This is a genomic window from Streptomyces sp. B93 (genome assembly GCF_018070565.1).
GTDB lineage: Bacteria > Actinomycetota > Actinomycetes > Streptomycetales > Streptomycetaceae > Streptomyces.
This window is the reverse complement of the sequence record NZ_JAGPXL010000001.1, coordinates 51,844-77,185: the sequence shown is the minus strand read 5'-3', so window position 1 is coordinate 77,185 and position 25,342 is coordinate 51,844. Positions and strand designations below refer to the sequence as shown.

The window sequence follows — 25,342 nt, the reverse complement described above, 5'->3', positions numbered from 1 at the left end:
TCACCGAGAACGGAGAACAGTCATGGCCCAAGCCGCAGCCGTGGCGAAACCGCCCGCGCCACCGAGGCGGCGCCGTGCCTCCGCCACACCGCGCAGACTGCCGTACCTGCTGATCGCCCCGGCGGCCCTGCTGATGCTGGGATTCATCGCCTACCCGGTGCTCAGCGTCTTCTACTACAGCCTCCAGGACTACAACCCCACCAAGCCGTGGCGGAACGGCTTCGCGGGCTTCGACAACTTCGTCCACGCCTTCACCGAGGACCCCCTCTTCTGGGACACGCTGGTCTTCAGCGCCAAATGGGTCGTCGTCGAGGTCGGACTCCAGCTGCTGTTCGGACTCGCGCTGGCGCTCATCGTCAACCAGACCTTCGTCGGCCGCGCCCTCGGCCGCGCCCTGGTGTTCTCCCCCTGGGCCGTCTCCGGCGTACTGACCTCCGCGATCTGGGTGCTGCTCTACAACTCCCAGACCGGCATCACCCGCTACCTCGCCGACATGGGCATCGGCTCCTACGGCACCAGCTGGCTGTCGGACCCCTCCACCGTCTTCCCGGCGGCGATCGTCGCCGACCTCTGGCGCGGCGTCCCCTTCTTCGCCATCCTCATCCTCGCCGACCTCCAGTCCGTCTCGAAGGACCTCTACGAGGCCGCCGAGGTCGACGGCGCCAGCCGCATCAAGCAGTTCTGGCACATCACCCTGCCGCACCTGAAGGACGCCATCGTGCTGTCCACGCTGCTGCGCGCGGTCTGGGAGTTCAACAACGTCGACCTGCTCTACACCCTCACCGGCGGCGGACCAGCGGGCGAGACCACCACCCTGCCCCTCTACATCGCCAACACCAGCGTCGACGCCCACAACTTCGGCTACGCGTCCGCCCTGACCACGGTCGCGTTCGTGATCCTGCTCTTCTGCTCGATCGTCTATCTGCGGCTGAGCAAGTTCGGAGGTGAGACCAAGTGAGCGCCACCAAGGAAGCCGCCGTCGTCCTGCCCGCGCCCCGCCGCGCCACCCCCCAGCCGCAGCGCCCGCCGAAGCGGCAGCGCGCCTGGGACGAGGCACCCCGCTGGCAGATCTACCTGCCCCTGTCGATCTACCTCCTCTTCACCCTCGTCCCCTTCTACTGGATGCTGCTGTTCGCGCTGCGCCCGGCGGGCTCCACCTCGCTGGTGCCCTGGCCGGTCACCTTCGAGCACTTCGAGAAGGTGTGGACCGAGCGGAGCTTCGGCACCTACTTCGAGAACAGCGTCTACGTCGGCATCGCCACCCTGGTGACGACCACCGTCGTCGCCCTCGCGGGCGGCTACGCGCTCGCCCGGTTCGACTTCCGGGTCAAGCGGGCCTTCATGCTCGCCCTGCTCTGCTCCCAGTTCGTGCCCGGCGCGCTGCTGCTGGTCCCGCTCTTCGAGATCTTCGCCGAACTCCAGATGATCAACTCCCTCGGCAGCGTCATCATCGCCGAGACGGTCTTCCAGCTGCCGCTGTCGATGATCCTGATCAGCAACTTCATCAAGAACGTGCCCTACTCCCTGGAGGAGGCGGCCTGGGTCGACGGGTGCAGCCGCTTCACCGCCTTCCGCCTGGTCGTCCTGCCGCTGCTGCGGCCGGGCCTGATCGCCGTCGGCTCCTTCGCCTTCGTGCACTCCTGGAACCACTTCCTGTTCGCCCTGATGTTCCTCAACAACCAGGGCAAGCAGACGATCCCGGTCGGCCTCAACACCCTGATGAGCGCGGACAGCGTCGACCTCGGCGCGCTCGCCGCGGGCGGCATCATCGCCGCCGTGCCGGTGGTCCTCGTCTTCGCCTTCATCCAGAAGTGGCTGATCACCGGCTTCAGCGCGGGGGCGGTGAAGGGATGACCACACCGGGGATGACCACACCGGGGATGAGCACACCGGGGACGACCAGCACGCCCGCCGTACGGACCCCCGTCCCCGTCGTCCTCGCGGGCGCCCGCGGCCACGGCCGCTGGCACGTCGAGAACATCCGCCGCCTTCAGGACCAGGGCCTGGTCCGGCTGGTGGGCATCTGCGAGCTGACCCCGCTGACCGAGGCCGAGTACGGCGGTGAACCGCCCGCCCAGTCCGACGACTTCGGCGCGCTGCTGGACGCCACCGGCGCCCGGGTCGCGGTGATCTGCACACCGATCCCCACCCACACCGACCTCGCCCTGACCGCCGCCCGCCGGGGCGTGCACCTCCTGCTGGAGAAGCCCCCGGCACCGTCGTACGCGGAGTTCCGCCGGATGGCGGACGGGGTCGCCGAGGCGGGCGTCGCCTGTCAGATCGGCTTCCAGTCGCTGGGCTCACTCGCCCTGCCCGCGATCCGCGAACTGATCGCCGACGGCGCGATCGGGGAGCCGCGCGGCGTCGGCGGCGCCGGGGCGTGGGCCCGCGACGAGGCCTACTTCCGGCGCGCGCCCTGGGCGGGCCGACGGCGGCTGAACGGCGCCGACGTGATCGACGGGGCGCTCACCAACCCGCTCGCCCACGCCGTCGCCACCGGCCTCGCGCTGAACGGCACCACCCGCGCCGAGGACGTCACCGGCATCGAGACCGAGCTGTGGCACGCCAACGCCATCGAGGCCGACGACACCTCCTGCGTCCGGGTCACCGCGGGCGGCCGGGCGGTCACCGTCGCCGCCACGCTGTGCGCCGAGCACCCCGGCGACCCGTACGTCCTGGTGCACGGCAGCCGGGGCCGGATCACCTTCTGGTACAAGCAGGACCGCGTCCTGCTCCAGCGCGCCGACCACGGCCCCGAGGAGTACGAGTACGGCCGCACCGACCTGCTGCAGAACCTGCTCGACCACCTCACCACCGGCGCCGACCTGCTGGTCCCCCCGGCCGCGACCGGTGCCTTCATGCAGGTCGTGGAGGCGGTCCGGCGGGCGCCCGACCCGGCCCCGCTGCCGCCCACCGCCTGGCGGTCGCTGCCCGCCGAGCGGCGCCGGGTGGTGCCCGGGGTGGACGGGCTGGTCGCGGCCGCCGCCGACACCCTCTCCCTGTACTCGGAACTGGGCGCCGACTGGGCCCCGTACCAGCCGCACGCCCCGCGAGAAGAGGTGACCACCCGATGACCACCCCCGACTCCCCGGTGCTGCGGGTCGCGGGCCGCCCCGTCGGCCGCTACGTCACCCGGCCGGAACTGCCCGCCCGGTTCTCCCCGCGCCCCTTCCTGCACCCCGTCACCACCCTGTCCGGTACGGCGGTCACCGAGCTGAGCCCCGCCGACCACCTCCACCACCTCGGCGTCGGTGTCGCCGTCCCCGACGTCGAGGGGCACAACTTCTGGGGCGGACGCACCTTCGTGCGCGACCAGGGGCCGACCGAGCTGGACAACCACGGCGCCCAGCGCCACGTCGCCTTCCAGCTGCGCGACCCCGACGGCTTCGTGCAGGAACTGCGCTGGATGGCGGCGGGCGGCGAGCTGCTGCGCGAGCGCCGCACCGTCGCGGCCACCGAACTCACCGGCACCGCCTGGGCGCTGGACTTCACCTTCGCCCTGACCAACACCACCCCCGGCCCGCTCACCATCGGCAGCCCCGCCACCAACGGGCGCCCCGGCGCGGCCTACGGCGGCTTCTTCTGGCGGGCCCGCAAGGAGGACACGGCGCCCGACGTCCTCACCCCCGGCGCCGAGGGCGAGGAGGCCGTGCACGGCCGCCCCGCCGACTGGCTGGCGCTCGCCGGGACCACCTGGACGCTGGTGTTCGCCGGGGCCACCGACGCCACCCGCCGCGACCCGTGGTTCGTGCGCACCGCCGAGTACCCCGGCGTCGGCTCCTCCCTCGCCCACACCGAACGCGTCCCCATCCCGCCCGGCGACACCCTCGTCCGCCGGATCGTCACCGTCGTCGCCGACGGCCGCCTCGGCCGGGACGAGGCCGCCGCCCTGGTCCGCAAGGCGGTGACCCAGTGACCGCGGACACCTACACCAACCCGATCCTGAACGCCGACTGGTCCGACCCGGACGTCGTCCGCGTCGGAGACGACTTCTACCTCACCGCCTCCAGCTTCGGCCGCGTCCCCGGACTGCCCCTGCTGCACTCCCGCGACCTGGTCAACTGGACCCTCGTCGGGCACGCCCTGAACCGCCTGGAGCCCGCGGAGGAGTTCCGCGTCCCGCGCCACGACTGCGGGGTCTGGGCGCCCTCCCTGCGCCACCACGACGACCGCTTCTGGATCTTCTGGGGCGACCCCGACCAGGGGATCTTCCAGGTCAACGCCCCCGGTATCCGCGGCCCCTGGACCGAGCCGCACCTGGTGAAGGCGGGCAAGGGCCTGATCGACCCCTGCCCCCTGTGGGACGAGGAGACCGGCGAGGCCTATCTGGTGCACGCCTGGGCGAAGTCCCGGTCGGGCGTGAAGAACCGCCTCACCGGCCACCGGATGCACCCCGACGCCACCTCACTGCTCGACGAGGGCAAGCTGATCGTCGACGCGGACCGCATCCCCGGCTGGTTCACCCTCGAAGGCCCCAAGCTCTACCGGCACGACGGCTGGTTCTGGATTCTCGCCCCCGCCGGGGGAGTGGAGACCGGCTGGCAGGGCGCCTTCCGCTCACGCGAGTTCTTCGGGCCGTACGAGGAGAAGGTCGTCCTGGAGCAGAAGGACACCGACGTCAACGGCCCCCACCAGGGCGGCTGGGTGCGCACCCCGTCCGGTGAGGACTGGTTCGTGCACTTCCAGCAGCGCGGCGCGTACGGCAGGGTCGTCCACCTCCAGCCGATGCGCTGGGGGACGGACAACTGGCCGGTGCTCGGCGACGACGGCGCCCCCGTCGCCGTGCACCGGCGTCCCGCGCTGCCCCCGCAGCCGCCCGCCGCGCCCGCCACCGACGACGACTTCCCCGGCGGACGGTACGGCCGCCAGTGGCAGTGGACGGCCAACCCCGAGGACGGCTGGGCCACCGAGCACACCGGCGACGGACTCCGGCTGACCTGTGTCCGCTCGGCCGCCGCGCACGACCTGCGCAGGCTGCCCAACGTACTGACCCAGCGGCTGCCCGGCACCCCGAGCGCGGTCGAGGTGGAACTGCGGCTGGACAGCGAGGAACCCGGGGCGCGGGCCGGACTCGCGGTGCTCGGGGACGCGTACGGCTGGATCGGCCTCCAGCGCGGGACCGACGGGACGGTCCACCTGGTGCACCGGTTCGCCGAGTCCGTCGCCGAACGGGAGCGCGACGCCGACCACGCGCGGCTCGCACCCGGGACGCGGGCCGTCCTGCGCGTCGAGATCGGCGCCGGGGCCCGCTGCCGGTTCTTCTACGACACCGGCGACGGCCCGCGTCCCTCCGGACCGGTGTTCGCCGCCACCCCCTGGCGCTGGGTCGGCGCCCTGCTCGGCCTGTTCGCCCTCGTGCCGGAGGGCACCGGGCACGCCGGAGCGGCCACGTTCACGCGGTTCAGGATCGACGCGCCGCAGCGCTGACCGCCGCACCCCCGCGCCGAGTCACCCCTGATCTCCCTCCACACATCACCGTTGGATCCCAAAGAAGAGAGCCGACCACATGAAGAACAGCAACCACAGAAGCAGCACCGGCAGGCAGCGGCTGACGGCCGCCGTCGCCCTGAGCGCCGTCCTGGCGCTGACCGCGACCGCCTGTGGCGACGACGGCAGCGGCGCGGGCGGCGACAAGGGCGCCGACGGCAGCGGCACCGGGAAGATCGTCTTCTGGGACAACAACGGTGGTGTCCGCACCGACGTCTGGAAGGAGATCATCGCCGACTTCGAGAAGGCGAACCCGGACATCGACGTCGAGTACGTCGGGATCGCCTCCACCGAGTACCAGTCCAAGGTCGACACGGCCATCCAGGGCGGCGGCCTGCCCGACGTCGGCGGTGTCGGCGCGGCGATGCTCGCCGGGTTCGCCGCGCAGGGCGCCCTCGAACCGCTGGAGAAGCGGCTCGCCGGGTCCTCGCTCAACGGCAAGCTCAACGACGACATGCTCGAGTCGCTGAAGGCCGCCGGTGACTCCGACAGCCTCTACTCCGTCCCGACCTCCGCCAACAACGGCGTCCTGTACTACCGCACCGACCTCTTCGAGAAGGCCGGTCTGGACGAGCCGACCACCTGGGACGCGTTCTACAAGGCCGCGGAGGAACTGACCGACGCCGGCAGGAACGAGTTCGGCTACACCATCCGCGGCGGCGCCGGGTCCATCGCGCAGGCGCTGGACGCGATGTACGGGCAGTCCGGGATCACGTCCTTCTGGGACTCCAGCGGTGAGAAGACCACCGTCAACGACCCGAAGAACGTCGAGGCGCTGGAGAAGTACGCCGTCCTCTTCAAGAAGGTCACCCCGGCCGCCGACCTCAACAACGACTTCACCAAGATGGTCGCCCAGTGGGACTCCGGCACCATCGGCATGCTCAACCACAATCTGGGCTCCTACCAGGACCATGTGAAGGCGTTCGGCGCGGACAAGTTCCGCGGTATTCCGCAGCCTTCCGGGGCCGACGGGAAGCGGGTCCAGGTGTCGAACCCCGTGGACGGGCTCGGCATGTTCAAGAGCAGCAAGAACAAGGACGCCGCGTGGAAGTTCATCGAGTTCGCGGCGGGGCACGAGTCGAACTCGAAGTTCAACCAGTCGGCCGGGCAGGTGCCCGCGAACCTCGACGCGGCGAAGGACCCGTGGGTCTCGGAGGCGGAGCCGACGAAGCTGGCGGCGGAGGCGCTGTCGGACGGGTCGACGACGATCGTGCAGCTGCCGTACTACCTGCCGGACTGGAACACCATCTCCAAGGCGGACAACGAGCCGAACTTCCAGAAGGTGCTGCTGGGGAAGATGAGTGCGGAGGAGTTCTGCGACACGCTCGCGGACCAGCTGAACGAGGCGCAGGCCGAGTGGAATGAGCAGAAGGGCTGATCGGCGCCGGTTCGTCGTGGGGCGGCCCGTGGTTTTCGGGCTGCGGGCCGTCCCTGGTTGCTCGCGCAGTTCCCCGCGCCCCTGAGGGCGTGGCCCACCCCCTCTTTGGAAGGCACCGTTGTGTCTCTTAGTCGTAGGCAAGTCGCTGGTGCCGCTCTGGCTGCCATTCCGCTCACCGCTGGTACCGCGCACGCCGGTGGGCAACGGTCCCGGGCCCTTTTCATCGCCGGGGACTCCACCGCCGCGCAGAAATTCACCGATGCCGCGCCCGAGACCGGGTGGGGAATGGCGCTTCCCTTTCTGCTGCACAAGGAATGGCGCGTCGCCAATCACGCCGTGAACGGGCGCAGTTCGAGGAGTTTCTTCGACGAGGGGCGGCTCGACGCGATCCTGGAGGCGATCGCGCCGGGTGATCTGCTGCTGATCCAGTTCGCGCACAACGACGAGAAGAAGGACGACCCGGCCCGGTACACCGAGCCGTGGACGACGTACCAGGAGCACCTGCGGCTGTATGTCGACGGGGCGCGGGCGCGCGGGGCGCGGCCGGTGCTGGCGACGGCCGTGGAGCGGCGCCGGTTCGACGCGGCGGGCAACGCGGTGCCGAGCCATGGCGAGTACCCGGCGGCGATACGGGCGCTGGCCGGGCGGGAGGGCGTGGCGCTGCTCGACGTGCAGGCGCTGTCGCTGGCGCTGTGGCAGGAGCTGGGGGCCGAGGAGACCAAGAGGTACTTCAACTGGACCGCCACCGAGCAGGACAACACCCATTTCAATCCGCCGGGCGCGATCGCCGTGGCCCGGCTGGTGGTGCGGGAGCTGCTGCGGACGCGGGTGCTCGCGCCGCGTGACGTACGGCGGCTGGAGGAGGAGATCCCCGAGGAGTGGATCACCTGGCCGGAACCCGCCGCGTAACCCCCTGAACGTGAGAGAAGGAGAGCCGCACAATGGAACGCAAGAAGTGGCATGGGCATGCCAGAGCTGCCGCGGTCGTCGGCTGCACCGCCCTCGTGCTGTCCCTGACCGGTACCGCCGCCCAGGCCGGTGGCGGCCGGGACCTCGGCCGTCAGGTGCTGGGGACCGGTGACGGCTGGGCCTCCGAAGGGGCCGGGACGACCGGCGGCGCGGCGGCCGACGCCGCGCACGTGTACACCGTCACCACCTGGGAGGAGTTCCGGGCCGCCCTCGCCGACGGCGGATCGGCGCCGAAGATCGTCAGGGTGAAGGGCACCATCGACGCCGTCTCCCAGGGCTGCGCCGCGTTCGAGGCCGAGGGCTACGACTTCGACCAGTACCTCGCCGACTACGACCCCGCGGTCTGGGGCCACGACACCACCGTCAGCGGCGAACAGGAGGACCTGCGGGCCGCGTCCGCCGCCAACCAGGACAAGGCCATCAAGGTCGACATCCCGGCCAACACCACCATCGTCGGCGTCGGCCGCGACGCCGCCGTCCTCGGCGGCAGCCTCCAGATCAAGGGCGTCGACAACGTCATCGTCCGCAACCTCACCATCGAGGCGCCCATCGACTGCTTCCCGCAGTGGGACCCCACCGACGACAACAAGACCGGTGCCTGGAACTCCGAGTACGACGGCGTCGTCGTCTACGGCTCCACCCATGTGTGGATCGACCACAACACCCTCACCGACGGCCGCTACCCGGACAGCACCCTGCCGTCGTACTACGGCAAGACCTACCAGCAGCACGACGGGCTCCTCGACATCGTGCGCGGCGCCAACCACGTCACCGTCTCCTGGAACTCCTTCCGGGACCACGACAAGACCATGCTGATCGGCAACAGCGACAGCGCGGGCGCCACCGACGCGGGCAAGCTGAAGGTCACCCTCCACCACAACCGCTTCGAGGGCATCGTGGAGCGGGCGCCGCGCGTCAGGTTCGGGCAGGTCGACTCGTACAACAACCACTTCGTGGTGACCGAGGACCAGCCCTTCGGCTACGTCTACGGCATCGGCAAGGACTCGCAGCTGTACGCCACCGACAACGCGCTGTCGCTGGCCAAGGGCGTCAGCGTGGGCAAGGCGCTGAAGAAGTGGAGCGAGGCGCCGCTGACCGCCGAGAACAACTACGTCAACGGCCGAGAGGTCGACCTGATCGCCGTGCACAACGCGGAGATCCCCGCCGAGCCCCTCCAGTCCGGCGCGGGCTGGACGCCCACCCTGCGCACCAAGGTCCACCACCCCAGGACGGTTCCGGTGATCGTCGACCTGGGCGCGGGCGCGGGCAGGCTGCGCTGATCCCACCGGCCGGGGCGGCCCCCCGCCCCGGCCCCCACCGACGAAGGACCACCACCCGTATGCCCCTCTCCCGCAGACACCTCCTCCTGGCGGGCGCCGGGGCGGGCGCGGCCCTGGGCCTCGCCGCCGTCCCCGCCGCCGCCACCGGCCGCCCCTTCGGCCGCTACGGCTCACCCGCCGCCCGGCCGGACGACCGCTTCCGCTACGTCGACCCGCACGGCCGCGGCGACTTCACCACCGTCCAGGCCGCCGTCACCGCCGCCTCCGGCAGCGGCTGGACGCTCGTCCTGGCCCCCGGCACCTACCGGGAGACCGTCGCCGTCGGCTCCGCCCGCACCGACATGACCTGGATCGGCGCCGCCGAGGACCCCCGCGCCACCGTCGTCGTGTACGACAACGCGGCGGGCACCCAGAAACCCGACGGCTCCGGCACCTACGGCACCAGCGGCTCCGCCACCACCACCGTGGCCGCCGACGGCTTCACCGCCCGCTGGATCACCTTCGCCAACGACTGGCTGCGCGCCGACCACCCCGGCGTCCCGGGTACCCAGGCCGTGGCCGTCAAGGTGCAGGGCGACCGCAGCGCCTTCACCCACTGCCGGTTCCTCGGCCACCAGGACACCCTGTACGCCGACAGCCGCTCCCTCACCGCCTTCGCCCGCCAGTACTACGCGCACTGCTACATCGAGGGCGACGTCGACTTCGTCTTCGGCCGGGCCACCGCGGTCTACGAGCACTGCCACTTCCGCACCCTGACCCGCACCGACCTGACCGGCGCCCCCTACGGGTTCGTCTTCGCGCCCTCCACCGCGGGCGCCAACCCGCTGGGCTACCTGGTCACCCGAAGCCGCGTCACCAGCGAGGCCCCCGACGGCTACTACAAGCTGGCCCGCCCCTGGGTCCCCAGCTCCGACCCCACCGCGCTGCCCATGCTCACCGTCCGGGACACCTGGCTCGGCCCCGGCATCGACGCGGTGGCGCCGTACACCAACATGAGCGCCGCCCATCCATGGCAGTCGATGCGGTTCCGGGAGTACGCCAACTCGGGCCCCGGCGCGGTCGTCCCCGTCCCGGAGAACCGGCCCCAGCTCACGCCCGAGGAGGCCGCCGCGCACACCCGGCGCCGGTACCTCGGCGACTGGCGGCCGTACGACCACGATGATCACTGACGGGCCGCTGCCCGCCTTCCACCCCGCCCTCAGGGCCGAGCTGGACTTCCCGCTCGCCTGGGGGCGGGCGCCGTACCGGGACTTCGGCACCTGGCGGCGGGCCGCCCGCGCGAAGGTGGAGGAACTGCTCCTCGTCGAACGGGACGACACCACCCCGTACGAGCCCCGCTTCGAGGACGGCGGCTCCGGCGACGGCTGCACCCGGGAGCTGGTCACCCTCTCCCTCACCCGCCACGAACGCGTCCGCGCCGCCCTGCTCACCCCGCACGGCGACGGCCCCTTCCCGGCGGTACTGCTGCTGCACGACCACGGGTCGAGGTTCGACATCGGCAAGGAGAAGGTGGTCCGCCCCTGGTACGACGACACCCGCGCCGCATCGGCGCACGAGTGGGCCGCACGGTGCTACGGCGGACGCTTCCCGGGCGACGAACTGGCCCGGCGCGGCCATGTCGTCCTCGCCACCGACGCGCTCGGCTGGGGGGACCGGGGCCCGCTCACCTACCCAGAGCAGCAGGCACTGGCCAGCAACCTCTTCCACCTCGGCTCCTCCCTCGCCGGGCTCCTCGCCCGCGAGGACGTGCGCGCCGCCGGTTTCCTCGCCGGGCTCGACCGGGTGGACCGGCGGCGGGTCGCGGCCGTCGGTTTCTCCCTGGGCGGCTACCGGGCCTGGCAGACCGCCGCGCTGAGCGACGACATCACCGCGGCGGCCTGTGTCTGCTGGATGACCCGGCTGAAGGAGACGCTGGTGCCCGGCAACAACCTGCTGCGCGGGCAGTCGGCGTTCCACATGCTGCACCCGGGTCTGGCTCGCCACCTCGACTTCCCCGACGTGGCGAGCATCGCCGCGCCCCGGCCGATGCTCTTCCTCGACGGCGCCCTCGACCCGCTCTTCCCCCGCGAGGGCGTGCGCGCCGCGTACTCCCGGCTGCGCGCCGTCTGGCGTTCGCTGGACGCCGCGGACCGGCTGCGGGTGAAGACGTGGCCGGACGTCGGCCACGCCTTCACCCGGCCCATGCAGGACGAGGTCGCCGCCTGGCTGGGCGCGGTTCCTGCGGGGTCTACTGGTAGCTGAGGTCGGAGTCCGTGTAGCGGCAGTACGTGCCGTCCGGGCCGGAGCCCAGTTCCTTCGGCTCGGCACCGGTGTTGTTGCCCTGGAAGCGGGTGCAGGGCTTGATCTTCTTGCCGCTGTCGCCGTGGACGCGCACATTGCGCAGGGCGGCCGTCTCACCGAAGTTGGAGTTGATGCCCACGATCGACTTGCCCGGGGCGGTCACGTCCACGTCGTTGATGATGACCTGGCGGTTCTGGTACTGCGTGGAGCAGTTGCCGCAGGTGCGCACCAGCTTGCCGAAGTCGGAGACCTGGAACTTGGTCACGACCAGCTTGCCCGCGCCGTTGAACTGGAAGACCTTGTCACTGGCCTTCCGCGCGCCGCCGCCGTAGACGGTGTACACCGCCGAGGACGACTTGCCCTTGAAGGTCGCGGCGTCCTCGCCGACGTCCTCCCACCAGACGTTCTGGAGCGTGCAACTGCCCGTGCAGTGCACGCCGTCGGCGGCCGGGGAGCCCAGGATGACGTTCTTCAGCACCGCGCCGTCGGCGAGCTTGAAGACCGGGTCCTGGCCCTCGTCCTGGCCGCTGCCGCCGAGCGCGCCGCTGCCGTAGAAGCGCTGGTAGCCGCCGTCGTAGGTGCCGGACACCGAGATCGTGCTGGAGACCGCCTTGCTGCCCTTGGCGGTCGGCCAGGCGCTCGCCGCGCCCGCGGTGGAGAGCAGCGACGTGGTGGCGAGGGCCGCGCCGGTGAGGCCGAGCGCGGCGACCGAGCCGATCACGGCCCGCCGTCTGGTGAGCCGGCGGCGGTGCCGGGCGCGCTGTTCTGCTGGAGCACTCATGTGCTGATTCCTTCGTGGGGTGGTGACTGTTGCGCCTTCTGGTCGCCACCGGTGCCGAAGGGGTTGCCGCGCTACGAGGTTTTTTTCCGTGGGGCGAAATCGCCGGACACGGACAGCTCCGCGCCCCCGTCGGTGTCCGCCGTCGCCGAGTAGTCGTCGTCGCCCGCGTCCCGGCCGCCGCGGTCGTGGTCGTACTGGCCCGCGAAGACGAACTCGCCCGCCGGGACCGTACGGCCGTCCTTGAGGACCCAGGTGTAGACGAGGAAGCCGTCCCGCTCGGCCACGGTCAGGTCGAAGTCGGACTCCGGCAGCGAGCGCCACGCCCCGGTGGAGGTCACCCCGCCGGTCTGGGCGATCCGCAACTCGACGGTCAGGGCGGTCAGTCGCTCGGTGGACCTCAGGGTGACGTTGGACTGCGCCCAGAACTCGTTGCTGTGCGGGTCGACCGAACCGTCCGACCACAGCGGGCCGTCCTCGACCTGCCCGGGGTTCTGGGCGCTCCCGGTGTCCCCGGCGGCGGACGACGCGGGCGGACTCTCCGGGGCGGTGGACGCGGGCGCGCCGTCCTCCCGGCCCTCCGCGCTCCCGGAGTTCTCCGGGGTCGCCTCCGGCGACGGGTCCGCGGGCGGGCGGCTAGTGGCGTCCGGTGACGGGGTGGGCGTCGGCGAGGCGGCGACCGTGCCCTGCGGGGGCGGCTCCTCCCGGACCGCGGACGCCACCGCGTAGCCGCCGATGCCGAGGACCGCCGCGACCGCGGCCGAGGCGCCCGCGACCCGCAGCCAGCCGAACACCGGGGGCAGCACGGCACGGTGACCGGCGCCCTGGTCCTCCTCGGCCATCCCGCGCTCGATCCGGGCCAGCATGCGGGCGCGGTCCGGCCGGTGCTCCTCGGCCGCCTCGTGCAGCCGGGCACGCAGCTCGTCGTGCACGTCCCGCCTCATCGGTTCCTTCCTCCGCCGTCCGCACCGTCCGCGTCGTTCGCGGATCTCGCCATCGCAGCCTGGAGCCGCCGTGGCGCGCCCTCGGCACCGAGCAGCCGTTGCAGTTCGGCCATCCCCTTCGAGGTCTGGCTCTTCACCGTACCCACCGACACCCCGAGGGTCAGCGCGGTGTCCTTCTCCGACAGGTCGAAGGCGTGCCGCAGCACCACACAGGCCCGCTTGCGGAACGGCAGCCGGCGCAGTGCCGTGCGCACATCGACGACGCCCGCGACATCCGGGTTCTCGGTCCTCTCCTCGCGCTGGGACCAGAACAGCGCGATCCGCCGCCGCTCGCGCACCGCGCTGCGGATCCGGGTGCGGGCCAGGTTGGCGACCACCCCGCGCGCGTACGCCGCCGGGTGGTCGGCCGCGCGGACCCGGTCCCAGCGGTGCCAGAGCGCCAGCAGGGCGTCCGCGGCCAGATCGTCGGCGGCGTCCGGCTCACCGGTCAACAGGAATGCCAGCCGGGCCAGTTCGGCGTGGTGGCGTTCGAAGAACGCGTGGAACTCCACGGAGGCGGCGTCGTCGACGACTGTCCCCACGGGTGGCCTCTTCTCACAACGGTGTCCCGGCGTCGCAGAGTTGGACGGGCCTCGAACAGCCGTGCGCCGGGGCGGGATCCGGAACTGTACCAGTGATCGCTGAGGGTGCCGTACGAGGGATCGAACGCCGTATGGGGTACCGAACGCACCGACCCTGATTCCGTAACACGGAGAAAACCTGAAACCGGTTCAGCGAGGGAACAATCCAGCCAGCATCCGCACACTGATCACTTCAGGCACCAGGGAGCGTCCCCATGGCAGACACGCAGCAGGTGGCCGACCGGCCAAGTCCCCAGCCACCAGCGGCGAACGGCGTCGACCGGTACTTCAAGATATCCGAGCGGGGATCCACGTTCGCCCGGGAGATACGCGGCGGCTTCGCCACGTTCTTCACGATGGCCTACATCCTTGTCCTGAACCCCATCATCCTGGGCAGCGCCGAGGACAAGTACGGCCAGCAGCTGGACGCCGTCCAACTCACCACCGCCACCGCCCTGGTGGCCGCCGTGATGACCGTCATCATGGGCGTCGGCGGCAATCTGCCCATCGCCCTCGCCGCCGGACTCGGCCTCAACGCCGTCGTCGCCTTCCAGATCGCCCCGCTGATGAGCTGGGCCGACGCGATGGGCCTGATCGTCCTCGAAGGGCTGCTGATCTGCGTCCTGGTGGTGACCGGGCTGCGCGAGGCCGTCATGCACGCCATCCCGCAGTCGCTGAAGCAGGCGATCAGCGTCGGCATCGGCCTGTTCATCGCCCTCATCGGCTTCGTCGACGCCGGGTTCGTCAGCCGTATCCCCGACGCGGCCAACACCACCGTGCCGGTTCAGCTCGGCGGCACCGGCACCCTCACCGGCTGGCCCATCCTGGTCTTCTGCGTCGGCGTGCTGCTGACCATCGGGCTGCTCGCCCGCAAGGTCAAGGGCGCCATCCTGATCAGCATCGTCACCATGACGCTCGTCGCGATCGCCATCAACTCGATCGCCGACATCAAGAGCTGGGGCCTGACGACGCCCGAGTGGCCGGACAAGGTCGTCGACAGCCCCGACTTCGGGCTGATCGGAGAGTTCAGCCTCTTCGGCGCGTTCGGCGAGCCGGAGGTCGGCGTCATCACCGTCGTCCTGCTGGTCTTCACGCTGATCCTGTCCGACTTCTTCGACACCATGGGCACCGTCGTCGGCATCAGCGCCGAGGCCGGACTGCTCGACGAGAAGGGCAGGGTGCCGGGCCTGAGCCGGGTACTGCTGATCGACGGCGCCGCGGCCGTCGCGGGCGGCGCGGCCTCCGCGTCGTCGGCCACCTCTTACATCGAGTCGGCCGCCGGGGTCGGCGAGGGCTCCCGCACCGGCTTCTCCAACCTCGTCACCGGCTCGCTCTTCGCCCTCGCCCTGCTCTTCACCCCGCTGCTGACCATCGTCCCCCTCCAGGCCGCCGCCCCCGCCCTGGTCGCCGTCGGCTTCCTGATGATGACCCAGGTCAAGTCCATCGACTGGGACCGCTACGAGATCGCCATCCCGGCGTTCCTCACCATCGCCGTGATGCCGTTCACGTACTCGATCACCAACGGCATCGGCGCCGGTTTCCTCGCCTACGTCCTGATCAAGACGGTCCTCGGCAAGGCGAAGGACGTCCACTGGCTGCTGTGGGGCGCCTCCGCGCTGTTCCTGGTCTACTTCGCCATCGACCCGATCGAACAGCTCCTCGGAGTGAAGTGAACCGGCCCGTCAGCCGTCGAGTGCCGCCTCCATCATGGCCTTGGCCACGGGGGCGGCCAGACCGTTGCCGCTGACCTCGGAGCGGGCCGCGTCCGACTGCTCGACGACCACCGCGACGGCGACCTGCTTGTCCGAGCTGTCCGACTTCGCGTAGGAGGTGAACCAGGCGTACGGCGTCTTGCCGTTGTTCTCACCGTGCTGGGCGGTGCCCGTCTTGCCGCCCACCTCGGCCCCGGCGATCCGCGCGTTCGACCCCGTGCCCTCGTCGACGACCGTGCGCATCGCCGACGTCAGCTGCTCGGCGGTGGCGGAGCTGACGATCTCCTTCGACGAGGCCCCGTCGTCGTAGTCCTCCAGCACATCGCCGTCGCTGTCGGTGATCCGCGACACCATGTGCGGCGAGACCAGCTCACCCCCGTTGGCGAGGGCGGCCGACACCATGGCCATCTGGAGCGGCGTCGCGGTGACGTCGAACTGGCCGATGCCGGTCAGCGCGGTCTGCGCCTCGTCCATGCCGGAGGGGTACACGCTCTCGTACGCGCGCACCGGCACGTCCTGCTCGTCGTCGTTGAACCCGAACCGCTCCGCCATCGCCCGGACCTTGTCCTCGCCGAGGTCGACGGCCATCTTCCCGAAGACGTTGTTGCACGAGTACTGGAGCGCCGTACGGATCGTGGCGTCCTCGCACGGGGCGTCCGGGTTCTCGTTGGACAGCACCCGGGTGGTGCCCGGCAGGGTGTACGGGTCCGGGCTGTCGGTCTTCTCGTCCACCGAGCCGTACAGCCCGTCCTCCAGGGCGGCGGCCGCCACCACCAGCTTGAACGTGGAGCCCGGCGGCAGCGGCTGGCGCAGGGCGCGGTTGGTCAGCGGCTTGTCCTCGTCGGCGTTGAGCCGCTGCCAGGCCGACCCGGCGGTGTTGGCGTCGGTCAGCGAGGACGGGTCGTACGACGGTGTCGACACCACACCGAGGATGCGGCCCGTCGACGGGTCGATTGCGACGGCCGCGCCCTTCTTGTCGCCCAGCGCCTCGTACGCCGCCTTCTGGACGTCCGGGTCGATGGTCGTGACCACATCACCCGGGTCGGCCCGCTGGTTGGTGAGGGTGTCCATGACCGTCTTCAGCCGGGTGTCCGTGCCGTTGAGCAGGTCCGCGTAGATGCCCTCCAGCTGGGTGGGCGCGTACGCCTGCGAGGCGTAGCCCGTCACCGCCGCGTACAGCTCGCCGTCGGTGTACGTGCGCTTGTACGCGAGGTCGCCGCCCGAGGTCCGGGCCGAGCCGGTGACCGCGTCACCGGCCACGATGATGTCGCCGAGCGGGGCCGCGTACGTCTCGATCGCGTTCCGCCGGTTGTTCCTGTCGTCCGCGAGGGCCTGGCCTTCGTAGAACTGCACCCAGGTCGCCCGCACCAGCAGTGCGAACACCAGGAGCAGCGTGAAGACCGAGGCGCGCCTGATCGTCTTGTTCATCCCGCACCGAAGACGAGCGGCCCCGACCGGATCGTTCCCGTCCGGCCCCCTTCTCATCGGATGTTCATGAAGGGCGGGAAAAGGGGCGTCAGCCCTCCAGGTGCAGCACGACCTCGGCGATCTCCTCGCCGCGCGCCTGCGCGAACCCCGTGGCGTGCGCGGTCACCCGGAAGCCGCAGCGCTCCAGCACCCGCAGCGACCCGGCGTTGTCCGCCGCCGCGCGGGCGTACAGCGGACGGTCGGGGACCTCGGCCAGCAGGTGCCGCAGGGCGGCGGTGGCGATGCCGCGCCCCCAGTAGGCGCGGTCGATCCAGTACGTGACCTCGCGCTCGCCCGGCCTCCCGTACACCGCCGCGCTGCCCACCACGTCACCGTCGGCCAGCACGGTCCGCACCACGTCGCCGGAGGCCCTTATGCGCGCCCAGTGGGCGTCGAATGCCTCCCGGTCGGCCGGGTCCTTCGCGGTGAAGGCGGCCATCCTCAGCGCCTCCGGGTCGTTCATCTGCCGGAAGAACACCGGCAGGTCGCTGTCGTGTACCTCGCGCAGCGCGATGTGCATGCTGTTCAGAGCCTCCGGGTGGCGAGAGTGAGCCGGTCGCGGGCGTCGAAGAGGGCGTCCTTCACCATCTGCTCATGGGCGGGTGTGAGCCGGGCCACCGGGATCGAGCAGCTGATCGCGTCCCGGGCCGGGGTGCGGTAGGGGATGGCCACGCCGAAGCAGCGCAGCCCCAGCGTGTTCTCCTCGCGGTCCACGGCGAAGCCCTGCTCCCGGACCTGGTGCAGCTCCTCGATGAGCTTCTCCCGGTCGGTGATGGTGTGCTCGGTCAGCGCGGGCAGCGTCTCCGGCAGCATCTTGCGGACCTGTTCGTCGGTGTGGGTGCTGAGCAGCGCCTTGCCCAGGGACGTGGAGTGAGCGGGCAGGCGGCGGCCGACGCGGGTGAAGGGGCGCAGGTAGTGCTGCGACTGGCGGGTGGCGAGGTAGACGACGTTGGTGCCGTCCAGCCGGGCCAGGTGGATGGTCTCGGTGGTGTCGTCGGAGAGCCGGTCCAGGGTGGGCCGGGCGACCGCGACCACCTCGTCGCCGTCGATGTAGGAGGTGCCGACCAGCAGGGCCCGTACGCCGATGCCGTACCGCGTGCCCGTCGCGTCGGTCTCCACCCAGCCCAGCTCCACCAGCGTGCGCAGCAGCATGTAGAGGCTGGACTTGGGGTATCCGACGGCCTCCTGGACCGCCGCGAGGGAGTGCATGCCGGGGCGTCCGGCGAAGTACTCGAGCAGTTCCACCGTCCGGACCGCGGACTTGACCTGCGCGCCGCCCCCCGTCTCGCCGACCGACATCGCCCTTGACCCCTTCCTTGGACGGGAAATAGTCTCCAACAGCATATTCACCATCAGAGACAGCGTTCAGTATATCGAACGCCCCTGGTGGGTGACCCAGTTATACGTGGAGGGACCCGCGGTGGCAGCAGCACCAGTCTGGAGTGTCGACCCCCGAACCGGGAAGCAGCGTGAACAGGTTGCGGTGGAGGCCACGGCCCAGGAGGTGGACACCGCCGTCCGCGCCGCGCACGACGCCCGGTCCGCACTGACCGACCGCACCGTCCGCGCCGCCTTCCTGCGCACCGCCGCCGACCGGCTGGAGGCCGCGAAGGACCAGCTCGTCGAGGCCGCCGACGCCGAGACCGCGCTCGGCCCGGTCCGCCTCACCGGCGAACTCGCCCGCACCTGCTACCAGCTGCGGGCCTTCGCCGACATCGTCGACGAGGGCGCCTTCCTCGACGTCGTCATCAACCACCCCGACGACACCGCCACCCCGCCGATCCCGGACCTGCGCCGCTACAAGGTGCCGCTCGGGGTCGTCGCCGTCTACTCCGCCTCCAACTTCCCCTTCGCCTTCTCCGTCGCGGGCGGCGACACCGCGAGCGCGCTCGCCGCGGGCTGCCCGGTCGTCGTCAAGGCCCACCCCGACCACCCGGCCCTTTCCGAGCTGGTCGCCAAGGTGCTGCGCACCGCCGCCGCCGAGCACGGCGTCCCCGAGGGCGTCGTCGGCCTGGTGCACGGCTTCGAGGCGGGCGTCGAGCTGATCAGGCATCCGCTGGTCGCCGCGGCCGGGTTCACCGGCTCCGTACGGGGCGGGCGCGCCCTCTTCGACGCGGCCGCCGCCCGCCCGGTCCCGATCCCCTTCCACGGCGAGCTGGGCTCCCTCAACCCGGTGCTGATCACCGAGGCCGCGGCGGCCGAGCGCGCCGAGCAGATCGGCGGCGGGCTCGCCGGGTCCATGACCCTCGGCGTCGGCCAGTTCTGCGTCAAGCCCGGTTTCGTCCTCGCCCCGCAGGGCGCGGCCGGTGACCGGCTGCTGAAGTCCCTGACCGACGCGGTCAGCGACACCGACGCGGGCGTCCTGCTCGACCACCGGATGCGGGACAACTTCCTCGCCGGGATCGCCGAGCGCACCCGGCTGCCCGGGGTGGAGTCCCCGGTCACGCCCGGCGCGGGCGGCGAGCACACCGTCAGCGCGGGGTTCCTCAGCGTTCCGGCCGAGAAGCTGGCCGAGGAGGGCGAGTACGACCTGCTCCTGGAGGAGTGCTTCGGGCCGGTGACCGTCGTCGCCCGCTACGCCGACGAGGCGGAGGCCAAGGCGGTGCTGTCGCGGCTGCCGGGGAACCTCACCGCGACGGTGCACCTCTCCTCCGAGGAGGCGGCCGGTGCGGGGCGGGGCCCCGAGCTGCTGGCCGAGCTGACGCCGCTGGCCGGGCGGGTACTGGTCAACTCGTGGCCGACGGGGGTGGCGGTGGCGCCCGCGCAGCATCACGGGGGGCCGTACCCGGCGACGACCTCGACGTCCACGTCGGTGGGCGGGACGGCGATCGAGCGGTGGCTGCGGCCGGTGGCGTACCAGAACGCGCCGGAGGCGTTGTTGCCGGCGGAGCTGCGGGATGACAACCCGTTGGGGTTGCCGCGTAGGTTCAATGGGCGGTTGGAGCGGTAGCCGGGTTTCGGTGGTTTGCCGGGTGCGGGTCGTGGGGGGTTGCTCGCGCAGTTCCCCGCGCCCCTGGGGTGGGAATAGCTCGGGGTGTTTTAAGGTTCACGTAAATCCGTGTACCCCCTGGAGTGAGGCCCCCGTCATGCGCGTCGAAATCTGGAGCGACATCGCCTGTCCCTGGTGTTACGTGGGGAAGGCCCGCTTCGAGAAGGCGCTGGCGGGCTTCCCGCACCGGGAACACGTCGAGGTCGTGCACCGGTCGTTCGAGCTGGACCCCGGGCGGGCCAAGGACGACGTCCAGCCCGTGCTCGGCATGCTCGCCAAGAAGTACGGCATGAGCGAGGCGCAGGCCCAGGGGGCCGAGGACAACGTGGGCGCGCAGGCCGCCGCCGAGGGGCTGGCGTACCGCACGCGCGGGCGGGACACCGGCGGCACCTTCGACATGCACCGGCTGCTGCACCACGCCAAGGAGCAGGGCCGCCAGGCCGAGCTGTTGCAGGCGCTCTACCAGGCCAACTTCGCCGAGGAGCGGTCGCTCTTCGGCGACGACGAGCGGCTGGTGGAGATCGCCGTGGCCGTCGGGCTCGACGCGGACGGCGTCCGCGGGGTGCTCGCCGACCCCGGCGCGTACGCCGACGACGTCCGGGCCGACGAGCGGGAGGCCGCCCAGCTCGGGGCCACCGGGGTCCCGTTCTTCGTGCTCGACCGCAAGTACGGCGTCTCCGGTGCCCAGCCCGCCGAGGTCTTCGGACGGGCGCTGGCGCAGGCGTGGGGTGAGCGCTCGCCGCTGACCCTGATCGACCAGGGCGACGCGGACGCCTGCGGGCCCGACGGGTGCGCGGTGCCGCAGCGCGGCTGAAAGCCGCAGGTCGGCGCGGACGTATAAGGGCTCCTTAGCGGAACCACGTAAATATTCGCAATGGACGAGGGTCCGGGCGGGCAGCACAGTGGACCCATGGAGACCTTCGAGAGCCTGGTCCGCGCCGAGTTCACCCCGAAGACCACGTACCTGAACACCGCGAGCACCGGGCTGCTGCCCGCGCGTACCGTCACCGCGATGCGTACGGCGGTGGAGGCGGCGGCCGTGGGGCGGCCCACGGACATGCTCACCGACGTCGAGGAGTCCCGGGCGTCCTACGCCCGGCTGACCGGCGTGCCGGTGGACCGGGTGGCGGCCGGGGCGTCGGTCGCCGTGTACTCGGGGCTGATCGCCGCCGGACTGCCCGAGGGCGCCGAAGTCCTCACCGCGGAGGGCGACTTCAGCTCGGTGGTGAACCCCTTCCACGTCCGCTCCGACCTCAAGGTGCGCACCGTTCCGCTGGAGCGGGTCGCCGAGGCGGTGCGGCCGGGTACGGCCCTGGTCGCGGTGAGCGCCGCCCAGTCCGCGGACGGCCGGATCGCCGACCTGCCCGCGATCCGGGAGGCGGCCCGAGCGCACGGGGCGCGCACCTATGTGGACGCCTCCCAGGCCGTGGGCTGGCTGGACTTCGACGCGGACGCCTACGACTACACCGCCGCCGTCGCCTTCAAGTGGCTGTTCTGCCCGCGCGGGGTGACCTTCCTGACCGTCCCCGGCGACCTGGGCGGACTGTCGCCGGTGTTCGCCGGGTGGGTGGCGGGCGAGGAGCCCTGGGACAGCTGCTACGGCCCGGTCGAGGAACTCGCCCGCTCCGCCCGCCGGTTCGACGAGAGCCCCGCCCTGTTCTCCTACGCCGGTGCCCGCCGTTCCCTCGCCCTGCTGGAGGAGATCGGCGTGGCCGCCGTACGGGAGCACGACCTGGCGCTGGCCGAGCGGTTCCGGGCGGGGCTCGTCGCGCTCGGGCACGCGCCGGTGCCCGCGCCCGGATCGCCGATCGTGTCGGTGCCGGGGCTCGGCCACCGGCAGTCCGCGCTCAGCGGCACGGGCATCGAGGTGTCCGACCGGGCGGGCAATCTGCGGGCCGCGTTCCACCTGTACAACACCCCGGCCGACGTGGACCGGCTGCTGGACGCGCTGTCCGGCTGAGCGCGCGGGCGGGCCCCGTCACCGGTGGTGGTGACGGGGCCCGCCCGCTGCGCACGGCCTACTTCACCGGGGTGAAGTCCCGTGCGCCGATGAACTCCGGCCGCCGGACCGGGGCCGCGAAGGGCTCCACGGCCTGGTTCTCCACGCTGTTGAACACGATGAAGACGTTGCTGCGCGGGAACGGTGTGATGTTGTCGCCGGAGCCGTGCATGCAGTTGCAGTCGAACCACACCGCCGAACCGGCGCGGCCGGTGAACAGCTTGATGCCGTAGTCGCCCGCCATCTCGGTCAGCGCCTCGTGGGACGGTGTGCCCGCGTCCTGCATCTGGAGCGACTTCTTGTAGTTGTCCTTCGGGGTGGCGCCCTCGCAGGCCAGGAAGGTCTTGTGCGACCCCGGCATGATCATCAGGCCGCCGTTGGTGTCGAAGTTCTCGGTCAGCGCGATCGAGACGGACACCGTGCGCATGTTCGGCAGACCGTCCTCGGCGTGCCAGGTCTCGAAGTCCGAGTGCCAGTAGAAGCCGCTGGCCCCAAAGCCCGGCTTGACGTTGATCCGGGACTGGTGGACGTACACGTCCGAGCCGAGGATCTGCCGGGCGCGGCCGACGACCCGCTCGTCGCGCACCAGCGAGGCGAACAGCTCACTGATCTTGTGCACCTCGAAGACCGAGCGGATCTCCTGCGACTTCGGCTCGATGATCGACCGCTCGTCGGCGCGGATCGCCGGGTCGGCGATCAGCCGGTTCAGCTCGTCGCGGTAGACCTTGACCTCGTCGTCGGTGATCAGGTCCTCGATGGCGAGGAAGCCGTCACGGTCGAACGACTCCAGGTCGGTCCCGGCGATCGGGCCCGGCGTGCCCGGGGCGCCCCAGACGACGGGGTCCTTGCGGGGGATCTTCACCTCGGCGGTGCCCCGGCTGGGGTAGAGGTCGGTGACGGTGGTGTTCGTGGTCGTGGTGGTCACTGGGGACTCACACCTCCTCGGTGAGCAGGGGGTAGACGCCGTTCTCGTCGTGGTCCTCACGCCCGGTGACGGGCGGGTTGAAGACGCAGATGCAGTGGAAGTCCTCCTTCACGCGCAGCGTGTGCCGCTCGTGCCCGTCCAGGAGGTACATGGTCCCGGGAGTGATCGTGTACGTCTTCCCGGTCTCACGGTCGGTCAGTTCGGCCTCGCCCTTGGTGCACACGACGGCCTCGATGTGGTTGGCGTACCACATGGACGTCTCGGTGCCCGCGTAGAGGATCGTCTCGTGCAGGGAGAAGCCGACCTTCTCCTTGGCGAGGACGATGCGTTTGCTCTCCCAGGTCCCGGACGCGGACTTGACGTGCCGGTCGGTGCCTTCGATGTCCTTGAAGGATCGGACGATCACGGTGTTGCGATGCCTCCTCAGGTGGTGCTGGTCTCTCAGGCGGTGGTCGGTGCGGTCTCCCGGACGGCACGGGCCAGCGTGCGCAGGCCCTCGTCCAGTTCGTCCGGGGTGATGGTCAGGGCGGGCAGCAGCTTGACCACCTCGCTCTCCGGGCCGGAGGTCTCCACCAGCAGCCCGAGTTCGAAGGCGCGCTGCGCGACGCGTCCGGCGCGGTCCTTGTCGTGGAACTCCATGCCCCACACCAGGCCCCGGCCGCGGTACTCCTTGACGTCCGCGAGGTTCTCCTCGGTGATGGCGATCATGGCCTGCTCGACCTGCTCGCCGCGGGCGCGGGTCTGCTTCTCCATGGCGGAGCCGTCGGTCCAGTACATCTCCAGCGCGGCCGTCGCGGTGACGAACGCCGGGTTGTTGCCGCGGAAGGTGCCGTTGTGCTCGCCCGGCTCCCAGATGTCCAGCTCGGGCTTGAACAGGCACAGCGACATCGGCAGGCCGTAACCGCTGATGGACTTGGAGACGGTGACGATGTCGGGCGTGATGCCGGCCTCCTCGAAGGAGAAGAAGGCGCCGGTACGGCCGCAGCCCATCTGGATGTCGTCGACGATCAGCAGCATGTCCTGGCGCTCGCACAGCTCGGCCAGCGCCCGCAGCCACGCCGGGCGGGCGACGTTGATGCCGCCCTCGCCCTGCACGGTCTCCACGATCACGGCGGCGGGCTTGTTCAGGCCGGAGCCCTGGTCCTCCAGGAGCCGCTCGAACCACAGGAAGTCCGGGACCTGCCCGTCGAAGTAGTTGTCGAACGGCATCGGCGTGCCGTGCACCAGCGGGATGCCCGCCCCGGCCCGCTTGAAGGCGTTGCCGGTGACCGCGAGGGAGCCCAGCGACATCCCGTGGAAGGCGTTGGTGAAGGACACGATGGCCTCGCGCCCCTTGACCTTGCGCGCCAGCTTCAGCGCGGACTCCACGGCGTTGGTGCCGGTCGGGCCCGGGAACATGACCTTGTACGGCAGGTCACGGGGGCGCAGCACCAGGTTCTGGAGGGTCTCCAGGAAGCGGCGCTTGGCGGTCGTCGACATGTCGAGGCCATGGGTGACGCCGTCGCGCTCCAGGTAGTCGATCAGGGCGCGTTTGAGGACGGCGTTGTTGTGGCCGTAGTTCAGGGAACCGGCTCCGGCGAAGAAGTCGAGGTACTCGTGGCCGTCCTCGTCGTACATACGGCTGCCCTGGGCGCGGTCGAAGACGGCGGGCCAGCCTCGGCAGTAGCTGCGCACCTCGGACTCCAGGGTCTCGAAGACGCTCAGGTCGGGCTGGGTGATGGTCACGGCGAATCGCTCCTCGGTGCGACAGTGGGCCTGCGATACGGATGGTGCGAGTGGTCGGACAGAGTTCGACTGATCGGTCAGTGGTTCGGCAGGTCGGTCAGCGGGCCGATGCGGTACAGGACCTCGGGGTCGTGCGGTCCGTCCGGGAACTGGTCGGTGGCGAACAGCACCTCGCGCTCCACGCGGGCGCCGTGCCGTGCGGCGAAGGAGGTGAACAGCCGCTCGGACGCGGTGTTGCCGGGCGTGATGGTGGTCTCGACGGCGGTGAGGTCCCGCTCGGCGGCGACCCGGGCGGTCAGCGCGTCCAGCAGCCGTGCCGCGAGACCCCGGCCGCGGTACGCGGCGTCGACGGCCACCTGCCACACCAGCAGGGTGCCGGGGCGGTCCGGACGCACGTACCCGGTGACGAAGCCGACCGGCCGCCCGTCGTCCCCGCGGGCCACGGCCGAGGTGCCGGCGAAGTCACGGCACCAGAGCAGATAGGCGTACGACGAGTTGAGGTCGAGGCTTCCGGATTCCTTGGCGAGCCGCCAGAGAGCGGCCCCGTCGGCCACCTCCGGGCGATCGATGTGCAGGTCGGCTTGCGCGGCAGTCATGCGAATTGAATTTACCGAGAGAAAACTGAAATTGCATGGCTGCGAACCCTTGGGTCCCGTGGCCCGATGTGTTATCACGCGGGCGCGAGTGATCACTCAGACGCTGGGGGTTATGGGGTGATTTGGCCCGTAAATACATCGCAAATCGGACGCACTTGTGTGACGAGTCACAAACGCGTAACCCTTGTGAGAC

The 25,342-nt window shown here is 71.1% G+C and carries 24 protein-coding genes; 14 read left to right on the top strand and 10 right to left on the bottom strand.

All coding sequences use genetic code 11. The features are described 5' to 3' along the window. The first annotated feature begins 22 nt into the window (after positions 1-22). From KBY47_RS00365 to KBY47_RS00320, 10 genes are all read left to right on the top strand, one after another. On the top strand, positions 23-958 hold the full coding sequence (locus KBY47_RS00365) for a carbohydrate ABC transporter permease (protein WP_210918780.1): 936 nt from the start codon (positions 23-25) through the stop codon (positions 956-958). Beyond that, entirely contained in the window at positions 955-1,854 is a 900-nt protein-coding gene (locus KBY47_RS00360) for a carbohydrate ABC transporter permease (RefSeq protein ID WP_374103045.1), read from the top strand. Before KBY47_RS00365 ends, KBY47_RS00360 begins: the two co-directional genes overlap by 4 nt. Before the next feature lie 26 nt (positions 1,855-1,880). Further along, a complete protein-coding gene (locus KBY47_RS00355; protein ID WP_247694004.1) occupies positions 1,881-3,074 on the top strand; it encodes a Gfo/Idh/MocA family protein in 1,194 nt (397 codons plus the stop codon). After that, positions 3,071-3,916: a PmoA family protein gene (locus KBY47_RS00350; RefSeq protein WP_210918778.1), complete on the top strand. Its 846-nt coding sequence runs from the start codon at positions 3,071-3,073 to the stop codon at positions 3,914-3,916. The genes KBY47_RS00355 and KBY47_RS00350 overlap by 4 nt, the downstream gene beginning before the upstream one ends. Next, a complete protein-coding gene (locus KBY47_RS00345; protein ID WP_210918777.1) occupies positions 3,913-5,427 on the top strand; it encodes a glycoside hydrolase 43 family protein in 1,515 nt (504 codons plus the stop codon). Before KBY47_RS00350 ends, KBY47_RS00345 begins: the two co-directional genes overlap by 4 nt. Positions 5,428-5,506: 79 nt before the next feature. Next, entirely contained in the window at positions 5,507-6,865 is a 1,359-nt protein-coding gene (locus KBY47_RS00340) for a sugar ABC transporter substrate-binding protein (protein ID WP_210918776.1), read from the top strand. A gap of 120 nt (positions 6,866-6,985) precedes the next feature. Beyond that, positions 6,986-7,774, top strand: coding sequence for a rhamnogalacturonan acetylesterase (locus KBY47_RS00335; RefSeq protein WP_210918775.1), 789 nt, complete (start codon positions 6,986-6,988; stop codon positions 7,772-7,774). 32 nt (positions 7,775-7,806) lie between these two features. After that, on the top strand, positions 7,807-9,114 hold the full coding sequence (locus KBY47_RS00330; protein WP_210918774.1) for a polysaccharide lyase family 1 protein: 1,308 nt from the start codon (positions 7,807-7,809) through the stop codon (positions 9,112-9,114). 59 nt (positions 9,115-9,173) lie between these two features. After that, a complete protein-coding gene (locus KBY47_RS00325; protein ID WP_210918773.1) occupies positions 9,174-10,283 on the top strand; it encodes a pectinesterase family protein in 1,110 nt (369 codons plus the stop codon). Next, positions 10,273-11,355, top strand: a complete 1,083-nt coding sequence (locus KBY47_RS00320) for a dienelactone hydrolase family protein (RefSeq protein ID WP_210918772.1) — start codon at positions 10,273-10,275, stop codon at positions 11,353-11,355. The genes KBY47_RS00325 and KBY47_RS00320 overlap by 11 nt, the downstream gene beginning before the upstream one ends. Here the strand turns inward: KBY47_RS00320 and KBY47_RS00315 are convergent. From KBY47_RS00315 to KBY47_RS00305, 3 genes are all read right to left on the bottom strand, one after another. Beyond that, positions 11,342-12,175 carry a pectate lyase gene (locus tag KBY47_RS00315; protein ID WP_210918771.1) on the bottom strand — a complete coding sequence of 278 codons (834 nt, stop codon included), beginning with the start codon at positions 12,173-12,175 and terminating at the stop codon, positions 11,342-11,344. The genes KBY47_RS00320 and KBY47_RS00315 overlap by 14 nt on opposite strands. Before the next feature lie 71 nt (positions 12,176-12,246). Continuing rightward, the gene (locus KBY47_RS00310) at positions 12,247-13,116 is read right to left on the bottom strand and encodes a hypothetical protein (protein WP_210918770.1); all 870 of its coding nucleotides are present in this window, start codon (positions 13,114-13,116) and stop codon (positions 12,247-12,249) included. Beyond that, positions 13,113-13,697: a SigE family RNA polymerase sigma factor gene (locus KBY47_RS00305; RefSeq protein WP_210918769.1), complete on the bottom strand. Its 585-nt coding sequence runs from the start codon at positions 13,695-13,697 to the stop codon at positions 13,113-13,115. Before KBY47_RS00305 ends, KBY47_RS00310 begins: the two co-directional genes overlap by 4 nt. Before the next feature lie 254 nt (positions 13,698-13,951). Here KBY47_RS00305 and KBY47_RS00300 point away from each other — a divergent pair, with 254 nt between their 5' ends. Then, on the top strand, positions 13,952-15,409 hold the full coding sequence (locus KBY47_RS00300) for an NCS2 family permease (RefSeq protein WP_210918768.1): 1,458 nt from the start codon (positions 13,952-13,954) through the stop codon (positions 15,407-15,409). A 9-nt stretch (positions 15,410-15,418) separates the two neighbouring features. Here KBY47_RS00300 and KBY47_RS00295 read toward each other — a convergent pair whose 3' ends face one another. From KBY47_RS00295 to KBY47_RS00285, 3 genes are all read right to left on the bottom strand, one after another. Then, positions 15,419-16,876 (bottom strand): penicillin-binding protein 2, encoded by a 1,458-nt coding sequence (locus KBY47_RS00295; RefSeq protein ID WP_210918767.1) that lies wholly within the window; start codon positions 16,874-16,876, stop codon positions 15,419-15,421. 88 nt (positions 16,877-16,964) lie between these two features. Then, entirely contained in the window at positions 16,965-17,435 is a 471-nt protein-coding gene (locus KBY47_RS00290) for a GNAT family N-acetyltransferase (RefSeq protein WP_210918766.1), read from the bottom strand. A gap of 5 nt (positions 17,436-17,440) precedes the next feature. Further along, positions 17,441-18,214: an IclR family transcriptional regulator gene (locus KBY47_RS00285; RefSeq protein ID WP_210918765.1), complete on the bottom strand. Its 774-nt coding sequence runs from the start codon at positions 18,212-18,214 to the stop codon at positions 17,441-17,443. 121 nt (positions 18,215-18,335) lie between these two features. Here KBY47_RS00285 and KBY47_RS00280 point away from each other — a divergent pair, with 121 nt between their 5' ends. The 3 genes from KBY47_RS00280 to KBY47_RS00270 all read left to right on the top strand — a co-directional run bounded on the left by KBY47_RS00280 (position 18,336) and on the right by KBY47_RS00270 (position 21,864). Beyond that, positions 18,336-19,865, top strand: a complete 1,530-nt coding sequence (locus tag KBY47_RS00280) for an aldehyde dehydrogenase (NADP(+)) (protein WP_210918764.1) — start codon at positions 18,336-18,338, stop codon at positions 19,863-19,865. Positions 19,866-20,001: 136 nt separating this feature from the next. After that, on the top strand, positions 20,002-20,718 hold the full coding sequence (locus KBY47_RS00275) for a DsbA family oxidoreductase (protein WP_210918763.1): 717 nt from the start codon (positions 20,002-20,004) through the stop codon (positions 20,716-20,718). A 60-nt stretch (positions 20,719-20,778) separates the two neighbouring features. After that, complete coding sequence (locus tag KBY47_RS00270) at positions 20,779-21,864, top strand: aminotransferase class V-fold PLP-dependent enzyme (protein ID WP_210918762.1); 1,086 nt, start codon at positions 20,779-20,781, stop codon at positions 21,862-21,864. Positions 21,865-21,922: 58 nt separating this feature from the next. On the opposite strand, the gene thpD is transcribed toward KBY47_RS00270, so the two are convergent. The 4 genes from thpD to ectA all read right to left on the bottom strand — a co-directional run bounded on the left by thpD (position 21,923) and on the right by ectA (position 25,149). Further along, the gene (gene thpD / locus KBY47_RS00265; RefSeq protein WP_210918761.1) at positions 21,923-22,828 is read right to left on the bottom strand and encodes an ectoine hydroxylase; all 906 of its coding nucleotides are present in this window, start codon (positions 22,826-22,828) and stop codon (positions 21,923-21,925) included. Positions 22,829-22,835: 7 nt separating this feature from the next. Further along, positions 22,836-23,234: an ectoine synthase gene (locus KBY47_RS00260; protein ID WP_210918760.1), complete on the bottom strand. Its 399-nt coding sequence runs from the start codon at positions 23,232-23,234 to the stop codon at positions 22,836-22,838. Positions 23,235-23,269: 35 nt separating this feature from the next. Next, positions 23,270-24,553 carry a diaminobutyrate--2-oxoglutarate transaminase gene (ectB, locus tag KBY47_RS00255; RefSeq protein ID WP_210918759.1) on the bottom strand — a complete coding sequence of 428 codons (1,284 nt, stop codon included), beginning with the start codon at positions 24,551-24,553 and terminating at the stop codon, positions 23,270-23,272. Positions 24,554-24,630: 77 nt separating this feature from the next. After that, positions 24,631-25,149, bottom strand: coding sequence for a diaminobutyrate acetyltransferase (gene ectA / locus KBY47_RS00250; RefSeq protein ID WP_210918758.1), 519 nt, complete (start codon positions 25,147-25,149; stop codon positions 24,631-24,633). Positions 25,150-25,342 lie beyond the last annotated feature (193 nt).

What these genes read in the sequence shown, in the direction of transcription:
- KBY47_RS00365 (WP_210918780.1), top strand. Translation starts at nt 23, where the DNA reads ATGGCCCAAGCCGCAGCCGTGGCGAAACCGCCCGCGCCACCGAGGCGG.
- KBY47_RS00355 (WP_247694004.1), top strand. Translation starts at nt 1,881, where the DNA reads ATGAGCACACCGGGGACGACCAGCACGCCCGCCGTACGGACCCCCGTC.
- KBY47_RS00350 (WP_210918778.1), top strand. Translation starts at nt 3,071, where the DNA reads ATGACCACCCCCGACTCCCCGGTGCTGCGGGTCGCGGGCCGCCCCGTC.
- KBY47_RS00340 (WP_210918776.1), top strand. Translation starts at nt 5,507, where the DNA reads ATGAAGAACAGCAACCACAGAAGCAGCACCGGCAGGCAGCGGCTGACG.
- KBY47_RS00330 (WP_210918774.1), top strand. Translation starts at nt 7,807, where the DNA reads ATGGAACGCAAGAAGTGGCATGGGCATGCCAGAGCTGCCGCGGTCGTC.
- KBY47_RS00325 (WP_210918773.1), top strand. Translation starts at nt 9,174, where the DNA reads ATGCCCCTCTCCCGCAGACACCTCCTCCTGGCGGGCGCCGGGGCGGGC.
- KBY47_RS00320 (WP_210918772.1), top strand. Translation starts at nt 10,273, where the DNA reads ATGATCACTGACGGGCCGCTGCCCGCCTTCCACCCCGCCCTCAGGGCC.
- KBY47_RS00315 (WP_210918771.1), bottom strand. Translation starts at nt 12,175, where the DNA reads ATGAGTGCTCCAGCAGAACAGCGCGCCCGGCACCGCCGCCGGCTCACC.
- KBY47_RS00310 (WP_210918770.1), bottom strand. Translation starts at nt 13,116, where the DNA reads ATGAGGCGGGACGTGCACGACGAGCTGCGTGCCCGGCTGCACGAGGCG.
- KBY47_RS00300 (WP_210918768.1), top strand. Translation starts at nt 13,952, where the DNA reads ATGGCAGACACGCAGCAGGTGGCCGACCGGCCAAGTCCCCAGCCACCA.
- KBY47_RS00295 (WP_210918767.1), bottom strand. Translation starts at nt 16,876, where the DNA reads ATGAACAAGACGATCAGGCGCGCCTCGGTCTTCACGCTGCTCCTGGTG.
- KBY47_RS00290 (WP_210918766.1), bottom strand. Translation starts at nt 17,435, where the DNA reads ATGCACATCGCGCTGCGCGAGGTACACGACAGCGACCTGCCGGTGTTC.
- KBY47_RS00285 (WP_210918765.1), bottom strand. Translation starts at nt 18,214, where the DNA reads ATGTCGGTCGGCGAGACGGGGGGCGGCGCGCAGGTCAAGTCCGCGGTC.
- KBY47_RS00275 (WP_210918763.1), top strand. Translation starts at nt 20,002, where the DNA reads ATGCGCGTCGAAATCTGGAGCGACATCGCCTGTCCCTGGTGTTACGTG.
- KBY47_RS00270 (WP_210918762.1), top strand. Translation starts at nt 20,779, where the DNA reads ATGGACGAGGGTCCGGGCGGGCAGCACAGTGGACCCATGGAGACCTTC.
- ectA (WP_210918758.1), bottom strand. Translation starts at nt 25,149, where the DNA reads ATGACTGCCGCGCAAGCCGACCTGCACATCGATCGCCCGGAGGTGGCC.